This window comes from Nonomuraea angiospora (assembly GCF_014873145.1).
Lineage (GTDB): Bacteria > Actinomycetota > Actinomycetes > Streptosporangiales > Streptosporangiaceae > Nonomuraea > Nonomuraea angiospora.
Window position 1 is genome coordinate 3,333,282 of the sequence record NZ_JADBEK010000001.1, and the last position, 18,227, is coordinate 3,351,508.

15 protein-coding genes are annotated in these 18,227 nt (G+C 71.1%); 5 read left to right on the top strand and 10 right to left on the bottom strand.

Annotation, left to right across the window (positions count from 1 at the left end; genetic code table 11):
- Positions 1 to 20: 20 nt before the first annotated feature.
- Positions 21 to 1,298, top strand: a complete 1,278-nt coding sequence (locus H4W80_RS15140) for an aminotransferase class V-fold PLP-dependent enzyme (RefSeq protein WP_318786875.1) — start codon at positions 21 to 23, stop codon at positions 1,296 to 1,298.
- On the opposite strand, the gene H4W80_RS15145 is transcribed toward H4W80_RS15140, so the two are convergent.
- The 7 genes from H4W80_RS15145 to H4W80_RS15175 form a co-directional block, all read right to left on the bottom strand.
- Positions 1,299 to 1,904 (bottom strand): response regulator transcription factor, encoded by a 606-nt coding sequence (locus H4W80_RS15145; protein WP_318786876.1) that lies wholly within the window; start codon positions 1,902 to 1,904, stop codon positions 1,299 to 1,301. It abuts the gene before it with no gap.
- Entirely contained in the window at positions 1,901 to 3,043 is a 1,143-nt protein-coding gene (locus H4W80_RS15150) for a sensor histidine kinase (RefSeq protein ID WP_192785686.1), read from the bottom strand. The genes H4W80_RS15145 and H4W80_RS15150 overlap by 4 nt, the downstream gene beginning before the upstream one ends.
- The gene (locus tag H4W80_RS15155) at positions 3,040 to 3,774 is read right to left on the bottom strand and encodes an ABC transporter permease (protein ID WP_192785687.1); all 735 of its coding nucleotides are present in this window, start codon (positions 3,772 to 3,774) and stop codon (positions 3,040 to 3,042) included. The genes H4W80_RS15150 and H4W80_RS15155 overlap by 4 nt, the downstream gene beginning before the upstream one ends.
- On the bottom strand, positions 3,774 to 4,658 hold the full coding sequence (locus tag H4W80_RS15160; protein WP_192785688.1) for an ABC transporter ATP-binding protein: 885 nt from the start codon (positions 4,656 to 4,658) through the stop codon (positions 3,774 to 3,776). The genes H4W80_RS15155 and H4W80_RS15160 overlap by 1 nt, the downstream gene beginning before the upstream one ends.
- Positions 4,659 to 4,751: 93 nt before the next feature.
- A complete protein-coding gene (gene hisG, locus H4W80_RS15165; protein WP_192785689.1) occupies positions 4,752 to 5,597 on the bottom strand; it encodes an ATP phosphoribosyltransferase in 846 nt (281 codons plus the stop codon).
- Positions 5,598 to 5,661: 64 nt separating this feature from the next.
- A complete protein-coding gene (locus H4W80_RS15170; protein ID WP_192785690.1) occupies positions 5,662 to 5,925 on the bottom strand; it encodes a phosphoribosyl-ATP diphosphatase in 264 nt (87 codons plus the stop codon).
- A gap of 1,193 nt (positions 5,926 to 7,118) precedes the next feature.
- Positions 7,119 to 7,283, bottom strand: a complete 165-nt coding sequence (locus tag H4W80_RS15175; protein WP_192785691.1) for an acetylxylan esterase — start codon at positions 7,281 to 7,283, stop codon at positions 7,119 to 7,121.
- Between the two features lie 153 nt (positions 7,284 to 7,436).
- Here H4W80_RS15175 and H4W80_RS15180 point away from each other — a divergent pair, with 153 nt between their 5' ends.
- The 4 genes from H4W80_RS15180 to H4W80_RS15195 all read left to right on the top strand — a co-directional run bounded on the left by H4W80_RS15180 (position 7,437) and on the right by H4W80_RS15195 (position 11,867).
- Complete coding sequence (locus tag H4W80_RS15180; protein ID WP_192785692.1) at positions 7,437 to 8,477, top strand: LacI family DNA-binding transcriptional regulator; 1,041 nt, start codon at positions 7,437 to 7,439, stop codon at positions 8,475 to 8,477.
- A 206-nt stretch (positions 8,478 to 8,683) separates the two neighbouring features.
- The gene (locus H4W80_RS15185; RefSeq protein ID WP_192785693.1) at positions 8,684 to 9,928 is read left to right on the top strand and encodes an extracellular solute-binding protein; all 1,245 of its coding nucleotides are present in this window, start codon (positions 8,684 to 8,686) and stop codon (positions 9,926 to 9,928) included.
- Between the two features lie 68 nt (positions 9,929 to 9,996).
- On the top strand, positions 9,997 to 10,908 hold the full coding sequence (locus H4W80_RS15190; protein WP_192785694.1) for a carbohydrate ABC transporter permease: 912 nt from the start codon (positions 9,997 to 9,999) through the stop codon (positions 10,906 to 10,908).
- A complete protein-coding gene (locus tag H4W80_RS15195; RefSeq protein ID WP_192785695.1) occupies positions 10,908 to 11,867 on the top strand; it encodes a carbohydrate ABC transporter permease in 960 nt (319 codons plus the stop codon). The genes H4W80_RS15190 and H4W80_RS15195 overlap by 1 nt, the downstream gene beginning before the upstream one ends.
- Before the next feature lie 610 nt (positions 11,868 to 12,477).
- On the opposite strand, the gene H4W80_RS15200 is transcribed toward H4W80_RS15195, so the two are convergent.
- The 3 genes from H4W80_RS15200 to H4W80_RS15210 all read right to left on the bottom strand — a co-directional run bounded on the left by H4W80_RS15200 (position 12,478) and on the right by H4W80_RS15210 (position 18,161).
- Positions 12,478 to 14,925, bottom strand: coding sequence for a glycoside hydrolase family 2 protein (locus H4W80_RS15200; RefSeq protein WP_192785696.1), 2,448 nt, complete (start codon positions 14,923 to 14,925; stop codon positions 12,478 to 12,480).
- Positions 14,926 to 14,966: 41 nt separating this feature from the next.
- The gene (locus H4W80_RS15205) at positions 14,967 to 16,013 is read right to left on the bottom strand and encodes a LacI family DNA-binding transcriptional regulator (RefSeq protein WP_192785697.1); all 1,047 of its coding nucleotides are present in this window, start codon (positions 16,011 to 16,013) and stop codon (positions 14,967 to 14,969) included.
- Positions 16,014 to 16,235: 222 nt separating this feature from the next.
- Positions 16,236 to 18,161 (bottom strand): DEAD/DEAH box helicase, encoded by a 1,926-nt coding sequence (locus H4W80_RS15210; protein WP_225963458.1) that lies wholly within the window; start codon positions 18,159 to 18,161, stop codon positions 16,236 to 16,238.
- Positions 18,162 to 18,227: the final 66 nt, after the last annotated feature.

An 18,227-nucleotide genomic window follows, 5' to 3' on the forward strand; every position in this document is an offset into this window, starting at 1 on the left:
GATAGGAAGTAGCCATGCGGGTGGACAGGAGAACCCTGCTCGGAGCGGGGATGCTGGCCGGGATGGCGGCCGCGTGCACGACGGCGAAACCTCCGGCGAAGCCGGAGTTCGACCCCGGCGACTGGGCGTCCGTGCGGGCCCAGTTCGCGCTGGATCCGGCCTACGGGCAGTTCGCGGCGTTCGTGCTGGCGCCCGCCCCGGCCCCGGTACGCGAGGCGATCGCCAGGCACCGCGACGCCCTGGACGCCGACCCCGAGTACACGCCGCCCGGCGGGCAGACGCCCGACCAGGCGGTACGCGAGGCCGCGGCCCGCTATCTGGGCGCCGGGGCGGAGGAGGTCGCGCTGACCGACAGCACCACCATGGGCCTGGCCCTGCTCTACTCCGGCCTCAGGCTGCGCCCCGGCCAGGACGTGCTGACCACCGAGCACGACTTCCTCGCCACCCACGAGGGGCTGCGGCTGCTGGCCGAGCGCACGGGCGCGAAGGTGCGCAAGGTCAGGCTGTACGACGACCCGGCCCGCGCCGACGCCGGCCGGATGGTGGCGGCGGTCAAGGCGGGGCTCGGCCCGCGTACCAGGGTGGTCGCGATCACCTGGGTGCATTCGAGCACCGGCGTGCGCGTGCCCGTCCGCGCCATCGCCGACATGCTCGCCGAGGCGAACAAGGGCCGCGACGAGCACGACCGGGCGCTGCTGTGCGTGGACGGCGTGCACGGGTTCGGCGCGATGGCCGACGGCCCCGGCGACCTGGGCTGCGACTTCCTGGCCAGCGGCACGCACAAGTGGCTGTTCGGGCCGCGCGGCACCGGCATCGTGTGGGGCAGGGCCTGGGACGCGCTCTCCCCGATCATCGCCAGCTTCAGCGGGGCGTCGTTCCAGGCGTGGCAGGGCGGCACCTCCCCGGGGGCGAGCACGGCGGAGCTGGTCACGCCGGGCGGTTTCAAGGCGTTCGAGCACCGGTGGGCGATGCCGCAGGCGTTCGCCTTCATGACGGCGATCGGCAAGGACCGGGTGCGGCGGCGCACGCAGGAGCTGGCCACCAGGCTCAAGGACGGCCTGGCCGGGATCCCGCACGTCACGCTGGCCACGCCGCGCTCGCCCGAGCTGTCGGCGGGTCTCGTGTGCTGCTCGATCGAGGGGATGGCGCCGATGGAGGCCGTCGGCCGGCTGCACGCGAGCAAGGTGATCGCGAGCGTGACGCCGTACGACCCGCCGCTGCTGCGCTTCGGCACCAGCATCGTGACCACTCCCGAGCAGGTGGACCAGGCGGTCAAGGGGGTGGCCGCACTCGGCTGATCAGAGCCAGCCCTGCGCCTTGGCGCGCTGCACCGCCTCGATGCGGTTGCGGGCGTGCGTCTTCTGGATGGCCGAGGACAGGTAGTTGCGCACGGTCCCCTCCGACAGGTGCAGCTTGCCGGCGATGTCGCCGATCGTGGAGCCGTCCACCGCCGCCTCCAGCACGTCGCGCTCCCGCGCCGACAGCGGGTTCGGCCCGGCGCTGAGGGCGGCCGCGGCGAGCCCGGGGTCGATCACCCGCTCCCCCGCGTGCACCCGCCGGATGGCCGCCGCCAGCTCTCTGGCCGGGCTGTCCTTCACCAGGAACGCCGACGCCCCGGCCTCCATGGCGGTGCGCAGGTAGCCGGGCCGCCCGAACGTGGTCAGGATCATCACCCGGCACCCGGGCACCTGCCGCGTGATGCTCGCGCAGGCCGCGAGCCCGTCCATGCCGGGCATCTCGATGTCCAGCAGCGCGATGTCGGGCCGGACCTTGGCGGCGACCGCGACCGCCTCCTCCCCGTCGGCGGCCTCGCCGGCCACCTCGATGTCGGGCTCCAGGCCCAGCAGGGAGGCCAGCGCGCCGCGTACCATGCCCTGGTCCTCCGCCAGCATCACGCGGATCACGCGCACGCCTCCTTCCCGACCGGCACCAGCACCCGCAGGCGGTGGCCGCCGCCCCGCGCGGGGCCCGCCTCCACCGTGCCGCCCGCGCCCGCGACCCGCTCGCCCAGCCCGCTCAGCCCGCTGCCCATCTCGTACGGCCCGTCGCCGCCCGTTCCGTTGTCCATGATCTCCAGGGTGGCGTGTCCGGCGTCGAACGTCACCTTGATCTCGCACCGGGTGGCCCGCGCGTGGCGCACGACATTGGTGACGCCCTCGCGTACGGACCAGCCGAACAGCCCGTCGAGCAGCTCGGGCAGCGGCGTCCCCGAGACCCGCACCTCGGCGGCCACGCCCGCCGCTCGTAACACGGTCCTGGCGTTGTCGAGCTCCTCGGGCAGGCTGCGCTGGCGGTAGCCGGTGACGGCCTCGCGCACCTCCGTCAGGGCCTTCCTGGCGACGGTCTCGATGTCGGCGATCTCCCGGTGCGCCTGCGGCGAGTCCTCCGACAGCCGTCCGGCCAGCTCGCTCTTGAGCACGATCAGCGACAGGCTGTGCCCGAGCAGGTCGTGCAGGTCGCGGGCGATGCGCAGCCGCTCCTCCGTGGCCGCCAGCCGGGCCACCTCGTCCTGGGCCAGGCGCAGCTTGACGGTCAGCGCCCTGGTGTTGCGCACGCTGATGAACAGCACGCCGAGCGTCAGCACCTGCAGGCCCAGGACGATGATCGTGTCGGCGTCGTCGTGGTTGACCAGACCGGCCCCGACGACGACGGCCAGCTGGGCGGCCACGGCCACGACGGCCCACAGGGGCGGCAGCGTGAACCCGTACAGCACGACGGTGTAGACCGGCAGGCTCAGCCAGGAGCCGCCGAAGGCGGTGGCTCCCACCACACCGAGCACGCTGGTCACCAGGAGCAGCGGATAGGTCAGGCGGCTGTGGTCGAACATGCCCTTGTTGACCAGCACCGTCGCGAGGAAGGACGCGACGAACGTGACGAGCAGCACCGCCGCCCACACGGCCCGGGCCCCCGTCAGGGTGCCCCCGACGATGTCGCTGACGGGGAAGACCAGGTAGACCAGGCCCACTGAGATGCCGAGGAGCCGCCGCTTGCGCGACGGCTTGGCATCCGCGTCCCCGAAGGTGATCCTCTCGGCGAAGCTCATACGCGTACGGTAGCCCGCCGGTAGAGGAGGACGGCAGCGCCCCCGAGCACGATCCCCCATCCGGCGACGACCAGCACGTCCGTCATGGGCAGGCCGTGGCCCGCGACGATGCTCTGGCCCAGCCTGGCGTAGTGGAACGACGGGGTGACGTCCGCGACCGTGCGCAGGGTGTCGCCGAGCACCTCGGGCGGGAACCACAGCCCGCCGGCGATCGCCAGCGCGAACATGCAGATCATCGCGGCCGGCTGGGCGGCGTCGGCCGAGAGCACGGACCCGATGGCCAGGCCCAGGGCGACGAACGGCAGCACGCCGAGCCAGAGCGCGAGCAGCAGCTCCGCCCACGTGCCGAGCGACAGCGACACGTGCTGCTGCACCACGGCGGCCAGGCTCACCAGCACCAGCGAGGGCAGCACGAGCACCATGGTGGCGCCGAGCTTGGTCGCGATGATCGCCCAGTTCGGCAGCGGGGTGATCTGGAGCTGGCGCAGCCAGCCGGACTGCCGCTCGGTGGCCCACGGCACGGCCGAGCTCATCATGGACGAGGCCAGCGCCCCGTAGGCGGCCATCGACACCATCAGGATGACGCTGTACTTCACGCCGCCCGCGTCGGTCTGGTTGCCGTAGATGTTGGAGTTGATGAGGTAGAGCAGGACGGGGAAGGCGACCACGAAGATCAGGTAGCGCCGGTTGCGCAGCATCCGCATGGCCTCGGTCTTGGCGTAGTAGAGCATCAGGACTCCCTGGTGAGGGCGAGGAAGGCGGATTCGAGGTCGGCGCTGGAGAGCTTCAGCTCGCGCACGTCGAGGGTGGTGCCCCGGTAGAGCGCGGCGAGGGTGGCGTCGGTGTCGGAGGTGTGCAGGGTGGCGACGCCGCCGGCGACCTCCACGGCGGTCACCCCGGGCAGCCGGTCGAGCCCGGCCGTGGGCTGCTCGCCGAGGGCGAAGCTGACGGTGTGACCCCCGGCCCCGGCCTTGATCTCGGCGGCGGTGCCGTCGGCGGCCAGCCGGCCCTTGGCGATGACGATCACCCGGTCGGAGTGCTCGTCGGCCTCCTCCAGGTAGTGCGTGGCGAACAGCACGGTCCGGCCGGCGGAGGCGTAGTCGTGCATGCTGGCCCAGAAGCGCAGCCTCGATTCGACGTCCATGGCCGCGGTCGGCTCGTCGAGCAGCAGGATCCTGGGCGCCCCCGCGATGGCCAGGGCGAACCTGACCCGCTGCGACTGGCCGCCGGACAGCTTGTTCGCCCGCCGGCCCGCGAGCTCGGTCAGGTCGGCCAGCTTGAGGATCTCGTCGAGGGCGAGGGGGTTGGGGTAGAGGCGGCGTACCAGGTCGATGAGCTCCTTGACGGACAGCTCGGGGATGAGCGCGCCGTTCTGCAGCATGGCGCCCATCTGGCCGGCCCGGACGGCCTCGTCGGGGGTGCGGCCGTGTACGGCGATCGTGCCCGCGGTGGGCTTGAGCAGGCCGAGCAGGAGGTTGATGGAGGTGGACTTGCCGGCGCCGTTGGGGCCGAGCAGGGCCACGGTGTTGCCTGGCTCGATCGTGAGGGAGAGGTCGTCGACGGCGAGCACGTCCCCGTAGTGCTTGCTGACGTGGTCGAACACGATGGCGTTCATGGAAAGAACGCTATGGCCGCGCCCTCCGGGCGGTTAGTGCGTTACCTCCGGCGTTGGCCGTGACATTTGTCAGGCCAACGCCGGGGCGGAACGTCACACGCGGCAGGCGTAGATGTCGGTGACCAGGATCGCCCGCGCGCCGATGTCCCAGAGCTGGTCCATCACCCGCTGGTGGCCCTGGCGGCGGACCATGACGCGCACGGCCACCCAGCCCTCGCGGTGCAGCGGGGAGACGGTGGGGCCCTCCATGCCGGGGGTGAGCGCGATGGCGTCCTCGATGCGCTCGGCCCGGATGTCGTAGTCCATCATCACGAAGTCGCGGGCGTGCACGACGCCCTGGAACCGGCGGACGAGCTGCTCGACGGCGGGCGTGTCGGGCGAGCTCTGCTGCTTGATCAGCACCGCCTCCGAACGCATGATCGGCTCGCCGAAGACCTCGAGGCCGACGTTGCGCAACGTGGTGCCGGTCTCGACGACGTCGGCCACCGCGTCGGCCACGCCGAGCCGGATGGCGGTCTCGACGGCGCCGTCGAGCTTGATCACGCGGGCGTCGACGCCCTCGTCGGAGAGGTATTTGTCGAGCAGGCCCGCGTAGGAGGTGGCGATGCGGCGGCCGTTGAGATCGGCGGCCGAGGTCATCGTGCCGGCCGCGGCGGCCAGGCGGAAGGTGGAGCCGCCGAAGCCGAGCGGCATGATCTCCTCGACCGGCGCGCCGGAGTCGACGAGCATGTCACGGCCGGTGATGCCGACGTCGAGCGTGCCTTCGCCGACGTAGACGGCGATGTCGCGGGGTCGCAGGAAGAACAGCTCGCAGCCGTTGGCCTCGTCGACGACGACGAGCTCCTTGCTGTCGCGGCGGGAGCGGTAGCCCGCCTCCTTGAGCATGTTCTGGGCCGCCTCGCTGAGCGAGCCCTTGTTGGGTACTGCCAGACGCAGCATGTCGGGATCCTCGATCTGTCTCGCTGTTGCTTCTCCAGGGGCTTGGTGGCGGGCGCCGGGCGCCCTAGAGATGCTTGTAGACCTGGTCGAGGCCGATGCCCTTGGCGATCATGAGCACCTGCACGTGGTAGAGGAGCTGGGAGATCTCCTCGGCGGCCCTGTCGTCTGACTCGTGCTCGGCGGCCATCCAGCTCTCGGCGGCCTCCTCGACGACCTTCTTGCCGATGGCATGGACGCCGGCGTCGAGGGCGGCCACGGTGCCCGAGCCCTCGGGCCGGGTCCTGGCCTTCTCGGACAGCTCGGCGAACAGCTCTTCGAAGGTCTTCATGGTCTCTCTCGTGGTTGGCTGACGTGCTTGTCAAGCGTCTCTGAGCAGCGTAGCGATCCTATCTCAGACATGACTCCGGATCGCTTCCCACCGGGGTGGGGTGGCGTGTGCGTGGAGGTGGAACCCCGCGCCTAACGCTGCCCCGCGTGGACGGTGTCGTCTGGTGGGTGTGCTGATCGCCTGCCCGCCCTGGTGCCGGTGGGCTGCGCGGGGCAGCCTCCTCCGGTCCGTTGGTGCGGGTCCCTCCGGACGCTGACCCGCCTGGCCGTTGGGCCGGGCGGGGGAGGGTGCCCTGCGTCGCCTGGGCGCGGGGCGTGTGGGCGCCCACTTCCACCCTGCGACCGCGGGCTTGTCCGGCGCTTTGCAATGCCGCAGCGGAGTCAGACATTGCGGGCATTGCTTGGAGGTGTTGCGGGCGGGCACGGTCACCATGGCGATGCCGATCTCGGCGGCCAGGTGCCGAATGCGGTCCGAGATCTGGCCGCGCACTTGCTGCGACAACCGGGTGTTCAGGGTGCGGCCCATCCCATGGGCCTCCAATGAACGCAGATCTTCCAGATAGATCGCCGCCGCCCCGGCAGCGGCCGCCTGGCCCGAGCCGCCTCAGTGCCATCCAAGCCTGCGACGGCAGACGTCGCCCGCCGACATCCACTCCGCCCGCCAGCACCTCGACGTCGACGCGGTTCCAGTGCACCGCCGGCAACCCTGCAGCCATGACCGATACCAACTCGGCGCACCAGCCAACCCGCTCGGCCAGCACCGCCGCGGACACCGACTCCCCGCTCTTCTCCACCACTCCGCCACGCAGCAGCACGCGAGCACATGCCGTGTAGGCGGTCTCGCCTGGGGCCAGCGTCAGACGTCGCTTCACCGGCCGCCCCCGCCACTGTCGCGTGGGCCACATCGCGCCAGCACAAAACGCTCAGGCCGCGCCGGGAACAACCCCTCCAGCCGCCAACCGCCGGGCCAGGAGATCCGCTGCGTCGCCTTGCCTGCGGCTTCGTCGACGGCACGCTCCCGGTCGACACGGCCTGCACAGGTGGGCACATTCCGCTGGTACGCCCGATCGAGAGTAAACCTACCTGCGTGCACGGCGCGCACCTCCCCTACCCAATTCTCACCCTGAGTGACCGATAGGCTACCAATCTTTGGTCTGGTTGTATAGAACATGCGAGCGATACATGGACGCCCCATCACTCCATTCCGAAAATCCGGCCTCCAGCCCGCGTGAACTCGGGGGCGAGGTCGTGGGTGCGGACCTCGGCGAGCGTGCACTTCCAGAAGGCGTCAAAGTCGGCGGGCTCGGCGCGTTCGGGGAGATACTCGCATGGCTGGGCGAGTGGCATGTCTACGAACATCGGCCCTCATGGAGGACACATCGGGGCGCCCTCACCGTAACGGTGAAGGCGCCGGCGCGATCATCCGGTCGCGGGAGGGCGGGCGTTCCGGCCGCCAGGAGAGCCGCGGTTTTCGCTGATACGGTTCAGTGAAAGTTTCAGAGAGGAGCACGGGTGAAGAGGCCAACGATCGCCGACATCGCCAGACGGGCCGGCGTGTCCAAGGGAGCCGTCTCCTATGCGCTGAACGGCCAGCCCGGTGTCTCCGCGGAGACCAGGGCGCGCATCCAGGCGATCGCCCAGGAGATCGGCTGGCGGCCCAACCTGGCCGCGCGCTCGCTCAGCGGCGCCAGGGCCGACGCCATCGGCCTGGTCCTGTGCCGCCCGGCGCGCTTCCTCGGCGTGGAGCCGTTCTTCATGGAGCTGATCAGCGGCATCGAGGGCGAGCTGGCGGCCAGCTCGTGCGCGCTGATGCTGCAGGTGGTGGCCGACCACGAGGCCGAGATCGCGGTCTACCGGCGCTGGTGGGGCGAGGGCCGGGTGGACGGCGCGATCCTGGTCGACCTGCACGCCGACGATCCCCGGGTGCCGGTGGTCGAGCGGCTGGGCATGCCCGCGGTGGTGACCGGGCACCCGTCGGGCGCAGGCTCGCTGCCCGCGGTGTGGTCGGACGAGGTGGCCGTGCTGCGCGAGGTGATCGAGTATCTCGCGGCGCTCGGCCACCGGCACATCGCCAGGGTGGCCGGGCTGCCGGGGCTGCTGCACACCAGGATCAGGGACGAGGCGTTCGCGGAGCTCTGCGCCGAGTCGGGGGTGGGCGAGCACCCGGTCGTCCACACCGACTACACGGGCGAGCAGGGCGCCCGCGCGACCAGGCGGCTGCTCAGCTCCCGGGCCAGGCCCACCGCGATCGTCTACGACAACGACATCATGGCGGTGGCCGGGCTGTCGGTCGCCCAGGAGATGCGCCTGGACGTCCCCTCCGAGCTGTCGATCGTGGGCTGGGATGACTCGCCGCTCTCCCAGGTGGTGCGGCCGCCGCTGACCGCGGTGACGCGCGACATCCCCGCCTGCGGCGCGCACGCCGCCCAGACCCTGCTCCGGCTGATCGACAGCGGGGAGACGGGGAGCCTGGAGGGGCCGCCGGCGCGCCTGCTGCCCCGGGGCAGCACCGCCCCCGCGGGCCGTGACCGAACCGTTTCACGGGCGATGTAGCCACAGGTCAGCGGCTCCATAAGGGGAAACATTTCAGCAATCTCCAAGGCTGGCTATTGTAACTTACCCGTTTAAGTGGTGAGATCCCTACACCATTGAATTTGGGCGCCAGTCGTGGGGATGCCCTCGCACATCCGCACGCCCTTTCGCACGGGAGTCCCGGCGCCCATCCGACCGATAGATCGGACAGCCCCATGCGACGAACGATGGCAGCGTGCAGCGCGGTCCTGCTGACGGTCCTGAGCGCGGCCTGCGCCACGAGTGGCCAGACGGAGACCAAACAGGCAGACCAGAACGCCCCCGCGACCCTGTCCTTCTGGTCCACGGGCGGAGATGACGAGACCGCGACCTTCCAGAAGGCGGCCGACCTCTACCACCAGAAGCATCCGAACGTGACGGTCAAGGTGCAGACCCTGTCGTGGAGCGACGCGTACGCCAAGTTGCTGGCGGCGGCCACCAGTCGCAACGGGCCCGACATCATCTCCGGCGGCATGACCTGGACCATCCAGTTCGGCACCAGGGGCGCCATGGTGGACCTGCGCAAGTACGGCGCCGACTCGCTCAAGGCGCAGGCGCTGCCCGCCCAGTGGGAGTCGGCCATCTCCCCCGACGGCTCGGTGTACGGCGTGCCGCTGGACATGTCGACCCTGGCCCTCTACTACCGCACGGACCTGCTGGAGAAGGCCAAGGTCGAGCCGCCCAAGACCTGGGAGGAGCTGACCGCGGCCATCGACAAGCTCAAGGCGGCCGGCGTGAAGAAGCCCTACAGCCAGGACTGGGGCAACCTGGACTGGATCGGCTACTTCAACTACCTCTACCAGGCGGGCGGCTCGTTCTACACCGCCGACTGCAAGCCCTCGCTCAACACCCCGCAGGCCGAGCAGGCGCTGACGTACTGGGCCGACCTCTACAAGAAGCACGGCGCGCCGACCGCCACCGTGGAGGGCTCCGACGCGCTGGACACCGGCACCGCGATGGTGGTGGCTGGCAACTGGATCGCCAAGGGCATCGACGTCAACAAGCCGAAGCTGAAGGGCAAGTGGGCGATGTCCACGATCCCCGCGGGGCCCGCCGGGCCGACCGCGTTCATCGGCGGCCGGGCGATCGGCGTGACCTCCTTCAGCAAGTACGTCGAGACGGGCGCGGACTTCGTCAAGTTCATGTACAGCGACGAGGCCATCGCCGCGATCTCGGACGAGGCGAAGAAGCGGAACATCTCCTACATCTCGCCGCGGGCCGACAAGATCGTGAACGGCTCGGTGTTCGCGCCCGAGCAGGCCCAGGTGTTCGAGGCGTCGATCAAGACGGGCAAGGCCGCGCCGGGCTGCCCGGGCTGGGACGAGAGCGCGCCGGACGTGACCAAGCAGCTCCAGTCGGTCATCCTCGGCAAGTCGGATGCCAAGACCGCGCTGGCGGAGGCCGCCAAGGTCATGGAGCGCAACGCCGGTTAGCCGCTCGCCGGGACCGGCGCGGCCCGGTCCCGGCCCCGATGATCCAGGAGTCTGACCCAGGAGTCGACATGGCCTCCCCCATCCCCCTGCGCAGCAGGCTGCGCCGCTACGGCACTTCGTACGCGATGCTGCTGCCCTTCCTCGCGCTGTTCGCGGGCTTTCTGATCTGGCCGCTGGCCAACTCCCTCTATCTGAGCTTCACGAAGTTCGACGGGATCAACCCCGCCGCGTTCACCGGCCTGGAGAACTTCCAGCAGTTGGCCTCGGACGCCAGGTTCCGCCACGCGCTGGGCAACACGGCCCTGTACGTGGTGGCCTCGGTCGTGCTCGGCACGCTGCTGTCGCTGGGCCTCGCCCTGGCCTTCAACGGCACCGGCTGGCTGCACCGGATCATGCGCACGGTGTTCTTCCTGCCGTCGGTGACCTCCTCCATCGCGCTCATGCTGATGTGGAAGTGGGTCCTCTACCCCAGCGACGTGGGCCTGGCCAACACCATCGTGGGCTGGTTCGGCGGCAAGGCGGTCGCCTGGCTGGCCACGCCGGGGCTGACGATTCCCATCCTGGTGGTGATGTCGGTGTGGGGCGGCATGGGCTACGGCATGGTGCTGTACGTGGCCGGGCTGGGCTCGATCCCCGAGGAGTACTACGAGGCAGCCAAGATCGACGGCGCCTCGACCTGGCACCGCTTCCGCCACATCACGCTGCCGCTGCTGCGCCCCGTCACCACGTACGTGGTGGTGACCGGCCTGATCGGCGCCTTCCAGGTGTTCGAGGCCGTCTACATCGTCTTCTCGACGGGCGCCAACACCATCGGCGGCGTGCTCGACTCGGGCCTGATGATCGTCCCCTACCTCTACGACCAGGGATTCACCCACTTCAGGCTGGGCTACGCCTCGGCGATCGCCTGGGTGCTCTTCCTGATCATCTTCGTGCTGAGCCTCGTCAACCTGCGCGTGGGCCGCGCCATGAAGGAGCTGTGATGGCCGTCGCCCCGATGGACACGATCGCCCCCGCGCCGCAGCCGTCCCGGCACGCGTCCCCGGCGGGCGGCAACCGGCGCGCGAAGATCAACGGGCATCTGCTGCGCCTGCCGTTCTACCTGCTGGCGCTGACGATGATCGCGCCGTTCTACTGGCTGCTCATCACGGTGTTCAAGCCGCCGAGGGAGCTGGCCAGGACGCCTCCGTCGTTCGTGCCGCAGAGCCCCACGGTCGCCAACTTCTACGACACGGAGTGGACCCCCAAGGGGATCAACCCCGGCCACCTGGCGGGCATCTTCCAGCGCTACCAGGTGGATCTCGGGTTCTGGCGGTTCATGCTCAACAGCCTCGTCATCACCACCGCCATCACCGTCGGGTCGCTGCTGATCTGCTCGCTGGCCGCGTACGTGATCTCCAAGCACGACATCAAGGGCCGGCGGACGATCTTCCTGCTGATCATCGCCTCGATGATGGTGCCCTGGCAGACGACGCTGATCCCCAACTACGTGATCATGCGGAACCTGGGCTGGCTGGACAGCTACGCCGCCTACATCGTGCCGGCGCTGGCCAAGGCGTTCGTGCTGTTCTTCCTGGTGCAGTTCCTGCAGTCGCTGCCGAACGAGCTGATCCAGGCGGCCAGGGTGGACGGCGCCGGGGAGTGGCGGATCTGGTGGAAGATCGTGCTGCCGCTGCTGCGGCCGGCGCTCGCCGCGATGTCGATCTTCATCGTGCTCGCGGAGTGGAACAACTTCCTCTGGCCGCTCATCATCGTCCAGAGCGACGAGATGGCGAACATACCCGTCGCGCTGGCCAGGCTCAACTCCTACTACGTGGGACCCGATCACCAGGGCGCGATCATGGCGGGCGGGCTGCTCGCGTCGGTCCCGACGATCACCTTCTTCGTGATCTTCCAGAAGTACTTCACCCGCGGCATCGCCCTCAGCGGCCTCAAGGGCTGACCGTTCCTAGGCAATATCTCCGGCGTCAGCCGGATCGCCATGACCTGGACCCGATCTAGGTCCGGGTGCACCCCGAACGGTCTTGGGTGCGGGGGGCTGCGCGAGTTGGCCGCCTGGGCCCCGGCAGGTCTTGCCGCCCTCGTGGGACGTGCCTACGGTCCTGGGCGGGCGCGTGGCCCCTTGCACTTTCGGAAGCGATACGGCCTGGCCGGTAGCTCTCCGCACCGCCATCCTCTGGTGGCGGACGGTCACACCTGGCCGACGCCGTATCGCATGCCCGAAAGCGCGTCGTGCGATCGCCACCGCAGCAGCATGATGCCGGGTGGCAGTGCTCTGCTAGCCCCTTCCCTGCCCTCACACTCCCGCCCGCCCCGTCACCCTTTCGCGAAGTTGCCCGCCGCACCAGGAGCACTCAAGATCAGCACGTCCAGACCAGCAGCGAGCCGGTACGTGCAGGGCTTGCCCCTCGCCGGATAATCGCTCTGAGTGATCGATAGGCTACCGAAACTCGCCGCTGCCGGGTAGAACATGTGAGCGATACCTGGAGCAGGGCGGCGCCTAAAGAGACCGGATTTCGATGACCCCGCCGGGGCTTCCAACCCATGACGTCTCATCGAACCACCACATCGTTGACACACCGCAGCACCGGCGCGCGGATCAGGGCCCGCTCGTCCAGGCCCGCAGTGTCGATCAGGAACTCGGCCCGCTCGCCCGGCAGCAGCGTGACGAGCTGGTCGTCGGCCTGGGCGGCCGGGTCCAGCCGGTCGGGGAAGACGGCCAGGTCGCGCAGGAGGGTGCGCGCGGTGACCGCCAGCCGGAGCCCGCCGGGGGTGGCCTCGGCCACGGTGTCGTAGCGCGGCTCGGGCAGGCGCAGGTCCCGGTCGGGCGCGAAGAACCACAGCGCCCGCCCCACCGCCAGGTCACCGCCGTCCGGCTCGGTGATCGCGGCGATCGGCCCGGTCTGCTCGCCCGAGTCGGTGATCGCGGCGGTGATCAGCTCGCTCGCCGGGTCTCCCGGCTCGGCGACGGGCGCGGCCAGCGGCAGGGTGACGACCGCCCGCGGCGGCACGTCCAGCGCGAGGTCCTGCGCCGCGAGCGCGCTGCCGTCGAAGCCGTGCCGTACGGCCCGCGCCGACGCCCGCCACGGCCGCGCGCTGTCGTTGACGGCGACCAGCGCCAGCCCGCCGTCGCGCGGCTGCACGGTCAGCAGCCGGTCGGCGTACGCCCTGCGCAGCGCGTGGAACAGCGGCTTGCGCCGCCCGTCCCCGTCCACGGCCGACCAGGACGTGACCGGCCAGCAGTCGTTGAGCTGCCAGACCACGCTGCCCGCGCAGTGCGGCCACAGGGCCCTGAAGTGCTCCACCCCGAGCTGGATGGCCCGCGCCTGGTTGACCTGGGTGAGGTAGTGCCAGTCGTCGAAGGTCCCGGGGACCGGGAAGTGCGGCTTGAGCCCGACGGCCAGCTTGAGGTTGCCGTCGACGGCCTTCTGGTGGTGCAGCAGGCCCCGGGAGTCGGGCAGCAGCGGCTCGTCGCTGATCGCCCGGCGGATCGTGGCGTACGCGGCTGGCCCCTGGAAGCCGAACTCGGCGGCCATGCGCGGCCGGTAGTCGCGGTAGACGGTGTAGTCGCGCTCGTTCCACACGTCCCAGATGTGCATGGTGCCGCGGGCCGGGTCGTTGGGCGGCAGGTCCATGGAGCCCGAGTAGGGGCTGCCCGGCCAGTACGGGCGGGTCGGGTCCAGCTCGGCCACCACGCGCGGCAGCGTCTCCAGGTAGAAGCCGCCTCCCCAGCTGCGCCCCTGGAGCGGCTCCTGCCAGCCCCAGTCGGCGTAGCCCTCGATGTTCTCGTTGTTGCCGCACCACAGGACCAGGCTCGGGTGCGCGCTCAGCCGGGCGACCTGCTCGCGCGCCTCCGCCTCCACCTCGGCCCCGATCGGGTCCTCCTCGGGGTAGGCGGCGCAGGCGAACGGGAAGTCCTGCCAGACCATCAGCCCGAGCCGGTCGCACAGGTCGTAGAAGTCCTCGCTCTCGTACAGGCCGCCGCCCCACACGCGGACGAGGTTGACGTTCGTCTCGCAGGCCTGGGCGAGCCGGGCGGCGTAGCGGTCGCGGCCCACCCTGGTGGGGAAGCAGTCGTCGGGGATCCAGTTCACCCCTCTGACGAACACCTCGACCCCGTTGACGGCCAGGGTGAACGCGCCGTCCTCGGTACGCAGGCGCACCTCGCGCAGCCCGATCTCGCGGCGCCACACGTCCTCGCCGGCGGTCACCTCAAGCTCGTAGAGCGGCTGCTCGCCGTACCCTCGCGGCCACCACAGCTCCGGGTCGGGCACCTCCAGCGTGAGCACGACCTCGTCACCGTCCTCGGGGATCACGGCGCGGGCCGCCACCCCCTTGATCGCCGCGCTCACCTCGGCGGCGCCCGTCTTCTCCACCCGGACGTGGACGTCCACCCGGGCCGTCCCGTCCTCGACGGTCACCAGCGGCCGGACCTCGGCGATCCTGACCCCGCTCCACTCGTGCAGCCCGATCGGCCGCCAGATGCCCGCCGTGATCAGCGTCGGGCCCCAGTCCCAGCCGAAGTTGCAGGCCATCTTCCTGATGAAGTTGTAGGGCTGGGTGTAGGCGCCGGGCCGGTGGCCGAGCTCCTCCCGCAGCCGCTCGGCGTATTCGAGCGCCGACCCGAACGTGACCGTCAGCCGGTTGCTCCCGGTCCGCAGCGCGTGGCGCACGTCGAACCGGTACGAGCGGTGCATGTTGGCCGACTCGCCCACCCGGACGCCGTTGAGCTCGACCGCCGCCACGGTGTCGAGCCCCTGGCACACGAGGTCGACGTGCTGGTGCCCGGTGCCGTCCCAGGAGAACTCCGTCTCGTAACGCCACTCGGTGCGCCCGATCCAGGCCAGGTGGGTCTCGTTGTCGTCGAGGTAGGGATCGGGGATCAGCCCCGCCGCGAGCAGGTCGGTGTGCACGCAACCCGGGACGGTGGCCGGGGCCCGCACGTCGCCGCTCGCGGAGCGGACGGTCCAGGCTTCATGAAGGGGGCGGAACGGGCTCATCAACCCTCCGGGCTCGAGCAGCGGGAATTGTCATCGCATCACTAAACCCGTTTAGTTTCAACGTTTCGCTGAACGGGTTCATGTACGGGGGCGGTGCTGCCCCTGCTGACCATGCGCGGGTTGGCCAGACGCGCGTCGGCCACCTCTCGGCCCCGGACCAGATCGAGCAGGGCGCGGGCGGCGTGGGCGCCGCAGGCGGCGATGTCCCTGCTGACCGCCGTCAGGTGCGGCCGGGCCAGCAGGCACAGGGCGGAGTCGTCCCAGGCCACGACGGCCAGCTCGCCGGGCACCGAGATCCCGGCCTCGCGGGCGGCGGCGGTGCCCGCGACCGCCATCACGTCGTTGTCGTACACGATGGCGGTGGGCCGGTCCGGCCCGCGCAGCAGGTCGAGCGTGGCCCGCTCGCCGCTCTCGCCGCCGTAGTCGGCGTACACGGTGACGCTCTCGACGCCCAGCCTGGCGGCGGTGGCCCGCATGGCGGCGGTCCTGACGCCGGTGTGCATCAGCTCCTCGGGGCCCGCGACCCTGGCGATCCTGCGATGCCCCAGCCCGGCCAGGTGCTCGATCACGGCGGCGAGCGCGCCGCCGTCGTCGATCCACACGGCCGGCAGCCGCCCGGTCCCGCCGGGGCCGCCGATGACGACGGCGGGCAGCCGCAGCTCCTCCAGCACGGCGATCCTGGCGTCCTGGACCCGCAGGTCCACGACGAACACTCCGGCGACCCGGTGCTGCGCCCACCATTTCCGGTAGATCGCGATCTCGGCCTCGTGGTCCTCGGTCATCTGCAGCAGCAGCCCCACGGACGCGGCCGACAGCGTGGCCTCGATGCCGGAGATCAGCTGCATGAAGAACGGCTCCAGCCCGAGCGTGCGCGCCGGTCGGTCCACGACCAGGCCCAGCACGTCGGGCCGGCCGTCGAACAGGGCCCGCGCCAGGCTGTTGGGCTGCCAGCCCAGCTCGGCGGCGATGGCCTGGATGCGGCGGCGCGTCTCGCTGGAGACGCCGGGACGGCCGTTGAGCGCGAACGACACGGCCCCCTTCGAGACGCCGGCCCTGCGCGCGATGTCGTCGATCGTGGGTCGCTTCATCGGCCGCCCCCTGGATTTACCGGTTCATATATCGCCCAGCGCGACTCTACGGCAAATGACACCGCCCGCCGCACCCCTTGCGGGGTCCGGCGGGCGGATGGGAGATGAAGCGGCGGGTCAGCGCTCGAAGCGATTTCCCATGTGGCGGCGGGTCAGCGCTTCGAGCGGCGGCCCGAGTTGCGGTGGGTCAGCGCTCGAAGCGGCGACCCGGGCTACGACGGGTCAGCGCTCGAAGCGGCGGCCCGAGTTGTTGCGGCGGTAGCCGCCGCCGTTGCCGCGCTCGTCCGAGCGGCCGCCGCCGGAGCGGTAGCCGTCGCGCGGGCCGCGCTCGTCGGGGCGGGAGCCGCCGCGCTCGCGGTCGGCCGCCGAGAACGGGCGGCTGCGGTCGGAGGCGTAGCGTCCGCCACGGTCGTCCGAACGGTAGCCGCCGCCACCGCGCTGCTGGCCGCGGTCGTCCTGGCGGAACGGCCGGTCGTCCGAGCGGTAGCCGCCGCGCGGCCCGCTGTCACGGCGCCGGTCGTCACCGAAGGTCCGCGGCTCCTGCGAGCGCCCGAACGGCCGCTCACCCTCGGCGTGCGGCCGGGAACGACGGTCCTCACCGGAGTTGAAGGGCCGCTCGCCGTCTGTGTGACGGCGCGGGCGACGGTCCTCACCGGAGTTGAAGGAACGCCCACCGTCCTCGTGACGGCGCGGACGACGGTCCTCGCCGGAACCGTACGAACGCTCGCCGTCCTCGTGACGCCGGGGGCGGCGGTCGCCGTCGAAGTCGCGGCGGGGACGGCGGCCGTTGCGGCGCTCGCCCTGGCCGCCGCCGCCCTCACGGCGGGGGCGGAGGGGCTTGCGCACGTCCGGCTCCCAGACCGGGATGGCCTCGCCGCTCGGCATGCGGGCGCCGGTCACCTCGGCCACCCGCGGGTGACCGGGCGTGGCCTTCAGGCGGAACGGGTGGATGCCGGCCCGCCGGGTGAGCGCGTCGGTGGAGCGGCGCTCGCTGGGCAGCACCAGCGTGACCACGGTGCCCTTCTCACCGGCGCGGGCGGTGCGGCCGCCCCGGTGCAGGTAGCTCTTGTGGTCCTGGGGCGGGTCCACGTGCAGCACCAGGCTGATGTTGTCGACGTGGATGCCGCGCGCCGCGACGTCGGTGCAGACGAGCACGTTGATGGCGCCCTCGCGGAACTCGGCGAGGATGCGGGTGCGCTGGTTCTGGCGCTTGCCGCCGTGCAGGCCGCCCGACTTGACGCCGACCCTGGCCAGCTGCTTGCAGAGCCGGTCGACGCCGTGCTGGGTGCGGACGAAGATGATCGTACGGCCCTCACGGTTGGCGATCTCGGCGGTGACGTCGAACTTCTCGTCGCGCGTGACCTGCATCACGTGGTGCTCCATGGTGTCGACCGGCGAGGTCGCGGGGGCCACGGAGTGGGTGATCGGGTTCTTGAGGAAGCGCTGCACCAGCTTGTCGACGTCGCCGTCGAGCGTGGCGGAGAACAGCAGCCGCTGCCCGTCGGCCGGGGTCTGCGCGAGCAGGTCGGTGACGACGGGGAAGAAGCCGAGGTCGCACATGTGGTCGGCCTCGTCCAGGACGCTGACCTCGACGTCGGCGAGCGAGCACTCGCCCTGCCGGATGAGGTCGCCGAGCCGGCCGGGCGTGGCGATGACGATGTCGACGCCGCGCCGCAGCGCCTCGATCTGCTTGCCCATGGACATGCCGCCCACGACGACCTTCATGCGCAGCCCCAGGCCGCGGCCGAGCGGCTCCAGGGCGTCGTGCACCTGGAGCGCGAGCTCACGGGTGGGCACGAGGATCATCGCGCGGGGGTGGCCGGGAGCCGGCCGCACGCCCGCGAGGCGGGCCATGGTGGGCAGTCCGAACGCGAGCGTCTTGCCGGAGCCGGTCTGGCCGCGGCCGAGCACGTCGTTGCCGGCGAGCACGTCGGGAATCGTCGCGCTCTGGATGGGGAACGGGCTGTCGATGCCCTGCTTGGCCAGCCCGTTGATGAGCGGCTTGGGCAGGCCCAGCAGCTCGAACTCCGACGGCCTCGGGTCGGCGTCTCTACCAGAGGCCGAGGCCGTGGGGCCGGAAGGGGCCGGCGAGTCGGAGGCCGCCGCACCGGCGGTCTCGTCGAACGCGGGCATGACAGCGTCAAGCATGGTCACGAAAGTCGTGCCTTTCCGTCGAAGTGGCACGTCACTTCTGCGAAAGGACGAGCCGGGACG

What these genes read in the sequence shown, in the direction of transcription:
- H4W80_RS15160 (WP_192785688.1), bottom strand. Translation starts at nt 4,658, where the DNA reads ATGAACGCCATCGTGTTCGACCACGTCAGCAAGCACTACGGGGACGTG.
- H4W80_RS15200 (WP_192785696.1), bottom strand. Translation starts at nt 14,925, where the DNA reads ATGAGCCCGTTCCGCCCCCTTCATGAAGCCTGGACCGTCCGCTCCGCG.
- H4W80_RS15185 (WP_192785693.1), top strand. Translation starts at nt 8,684, where the DNA reads ATGGCAGCGTGCAGCGCGGTCCTGCTGACGGTCCTGAGCGCGGCCTGC.
- H4W80_RS15195 (WP_192785695.1), top strand. Translation starts at nt 10,908, where the DNA reads ATGGCCGTCGCCCCGATGGACACGATCGCCCCCGCGCCGCAGCCGTCC.
- H4W80_RS15175 (WP_192785691.1), bottom strand. Translation starts at nt 7,283, where the DNA reads ATGTTCGTAGACATGCCACTCGCCCAGCCATGCGAGTATCTCCCCGAA.
- hisG (WP_192785689.1), bottom strand. Translation starts at nt 5,597, where the DNA reads ATGCTGCGTCTGGCAGTACCCAACAAGGGCTCGCTCAGCGAGGCGGCC.
- H4W80_RS15210 (WP_225963458.1), bottom strand. Translation starts at nt 18,161, where the DNA reads ATGCTTGACGCTGTCATGCCCGCGTTCGACGAGACCGCCGGTGCGGCG.
- H4W80_RS15205 (WP_192785697.1), bottom strand. Translation starts at nt 16,013, where the DNA reads ATGAAGCGACCCACGATCGACGACATCGCGCGCAGGGCCGGCGTCTCG.
- H4W80_RS15155 (WP_192785687.1), bottom strand. Translation starts at nt 3,774, where the DNA reads ATGCTCTACTACGCCAAGACCGAGGCCATGCGGATGCTGCGCAACCGG.
- H4W80_RS15150 (WP_192785686.1), bottom strand. Translation starts at nt 3,043, where the DNA reads ATGAGCTTCGCCGAGAGGATCACCTTCGGGGACGCGGATGCCAAGCCG.
- H4W80_RS15190 (WP_192785694.1), top strand. Translation starts at nt 9,997, where the DNA reads ATGGCCTCCCCCATCCCCCTGCGCAGCAGGCTGCGCCGCTACGGCACT.
- H4W80_RS15170 (WP_192785690.1), bottom strand. Translation starts at nt 5,925, where the DNA reads ATGAAGACCTTCGAAGAGCTGTTCGCCGAGCTGTCCGAGAAGGCCAGG.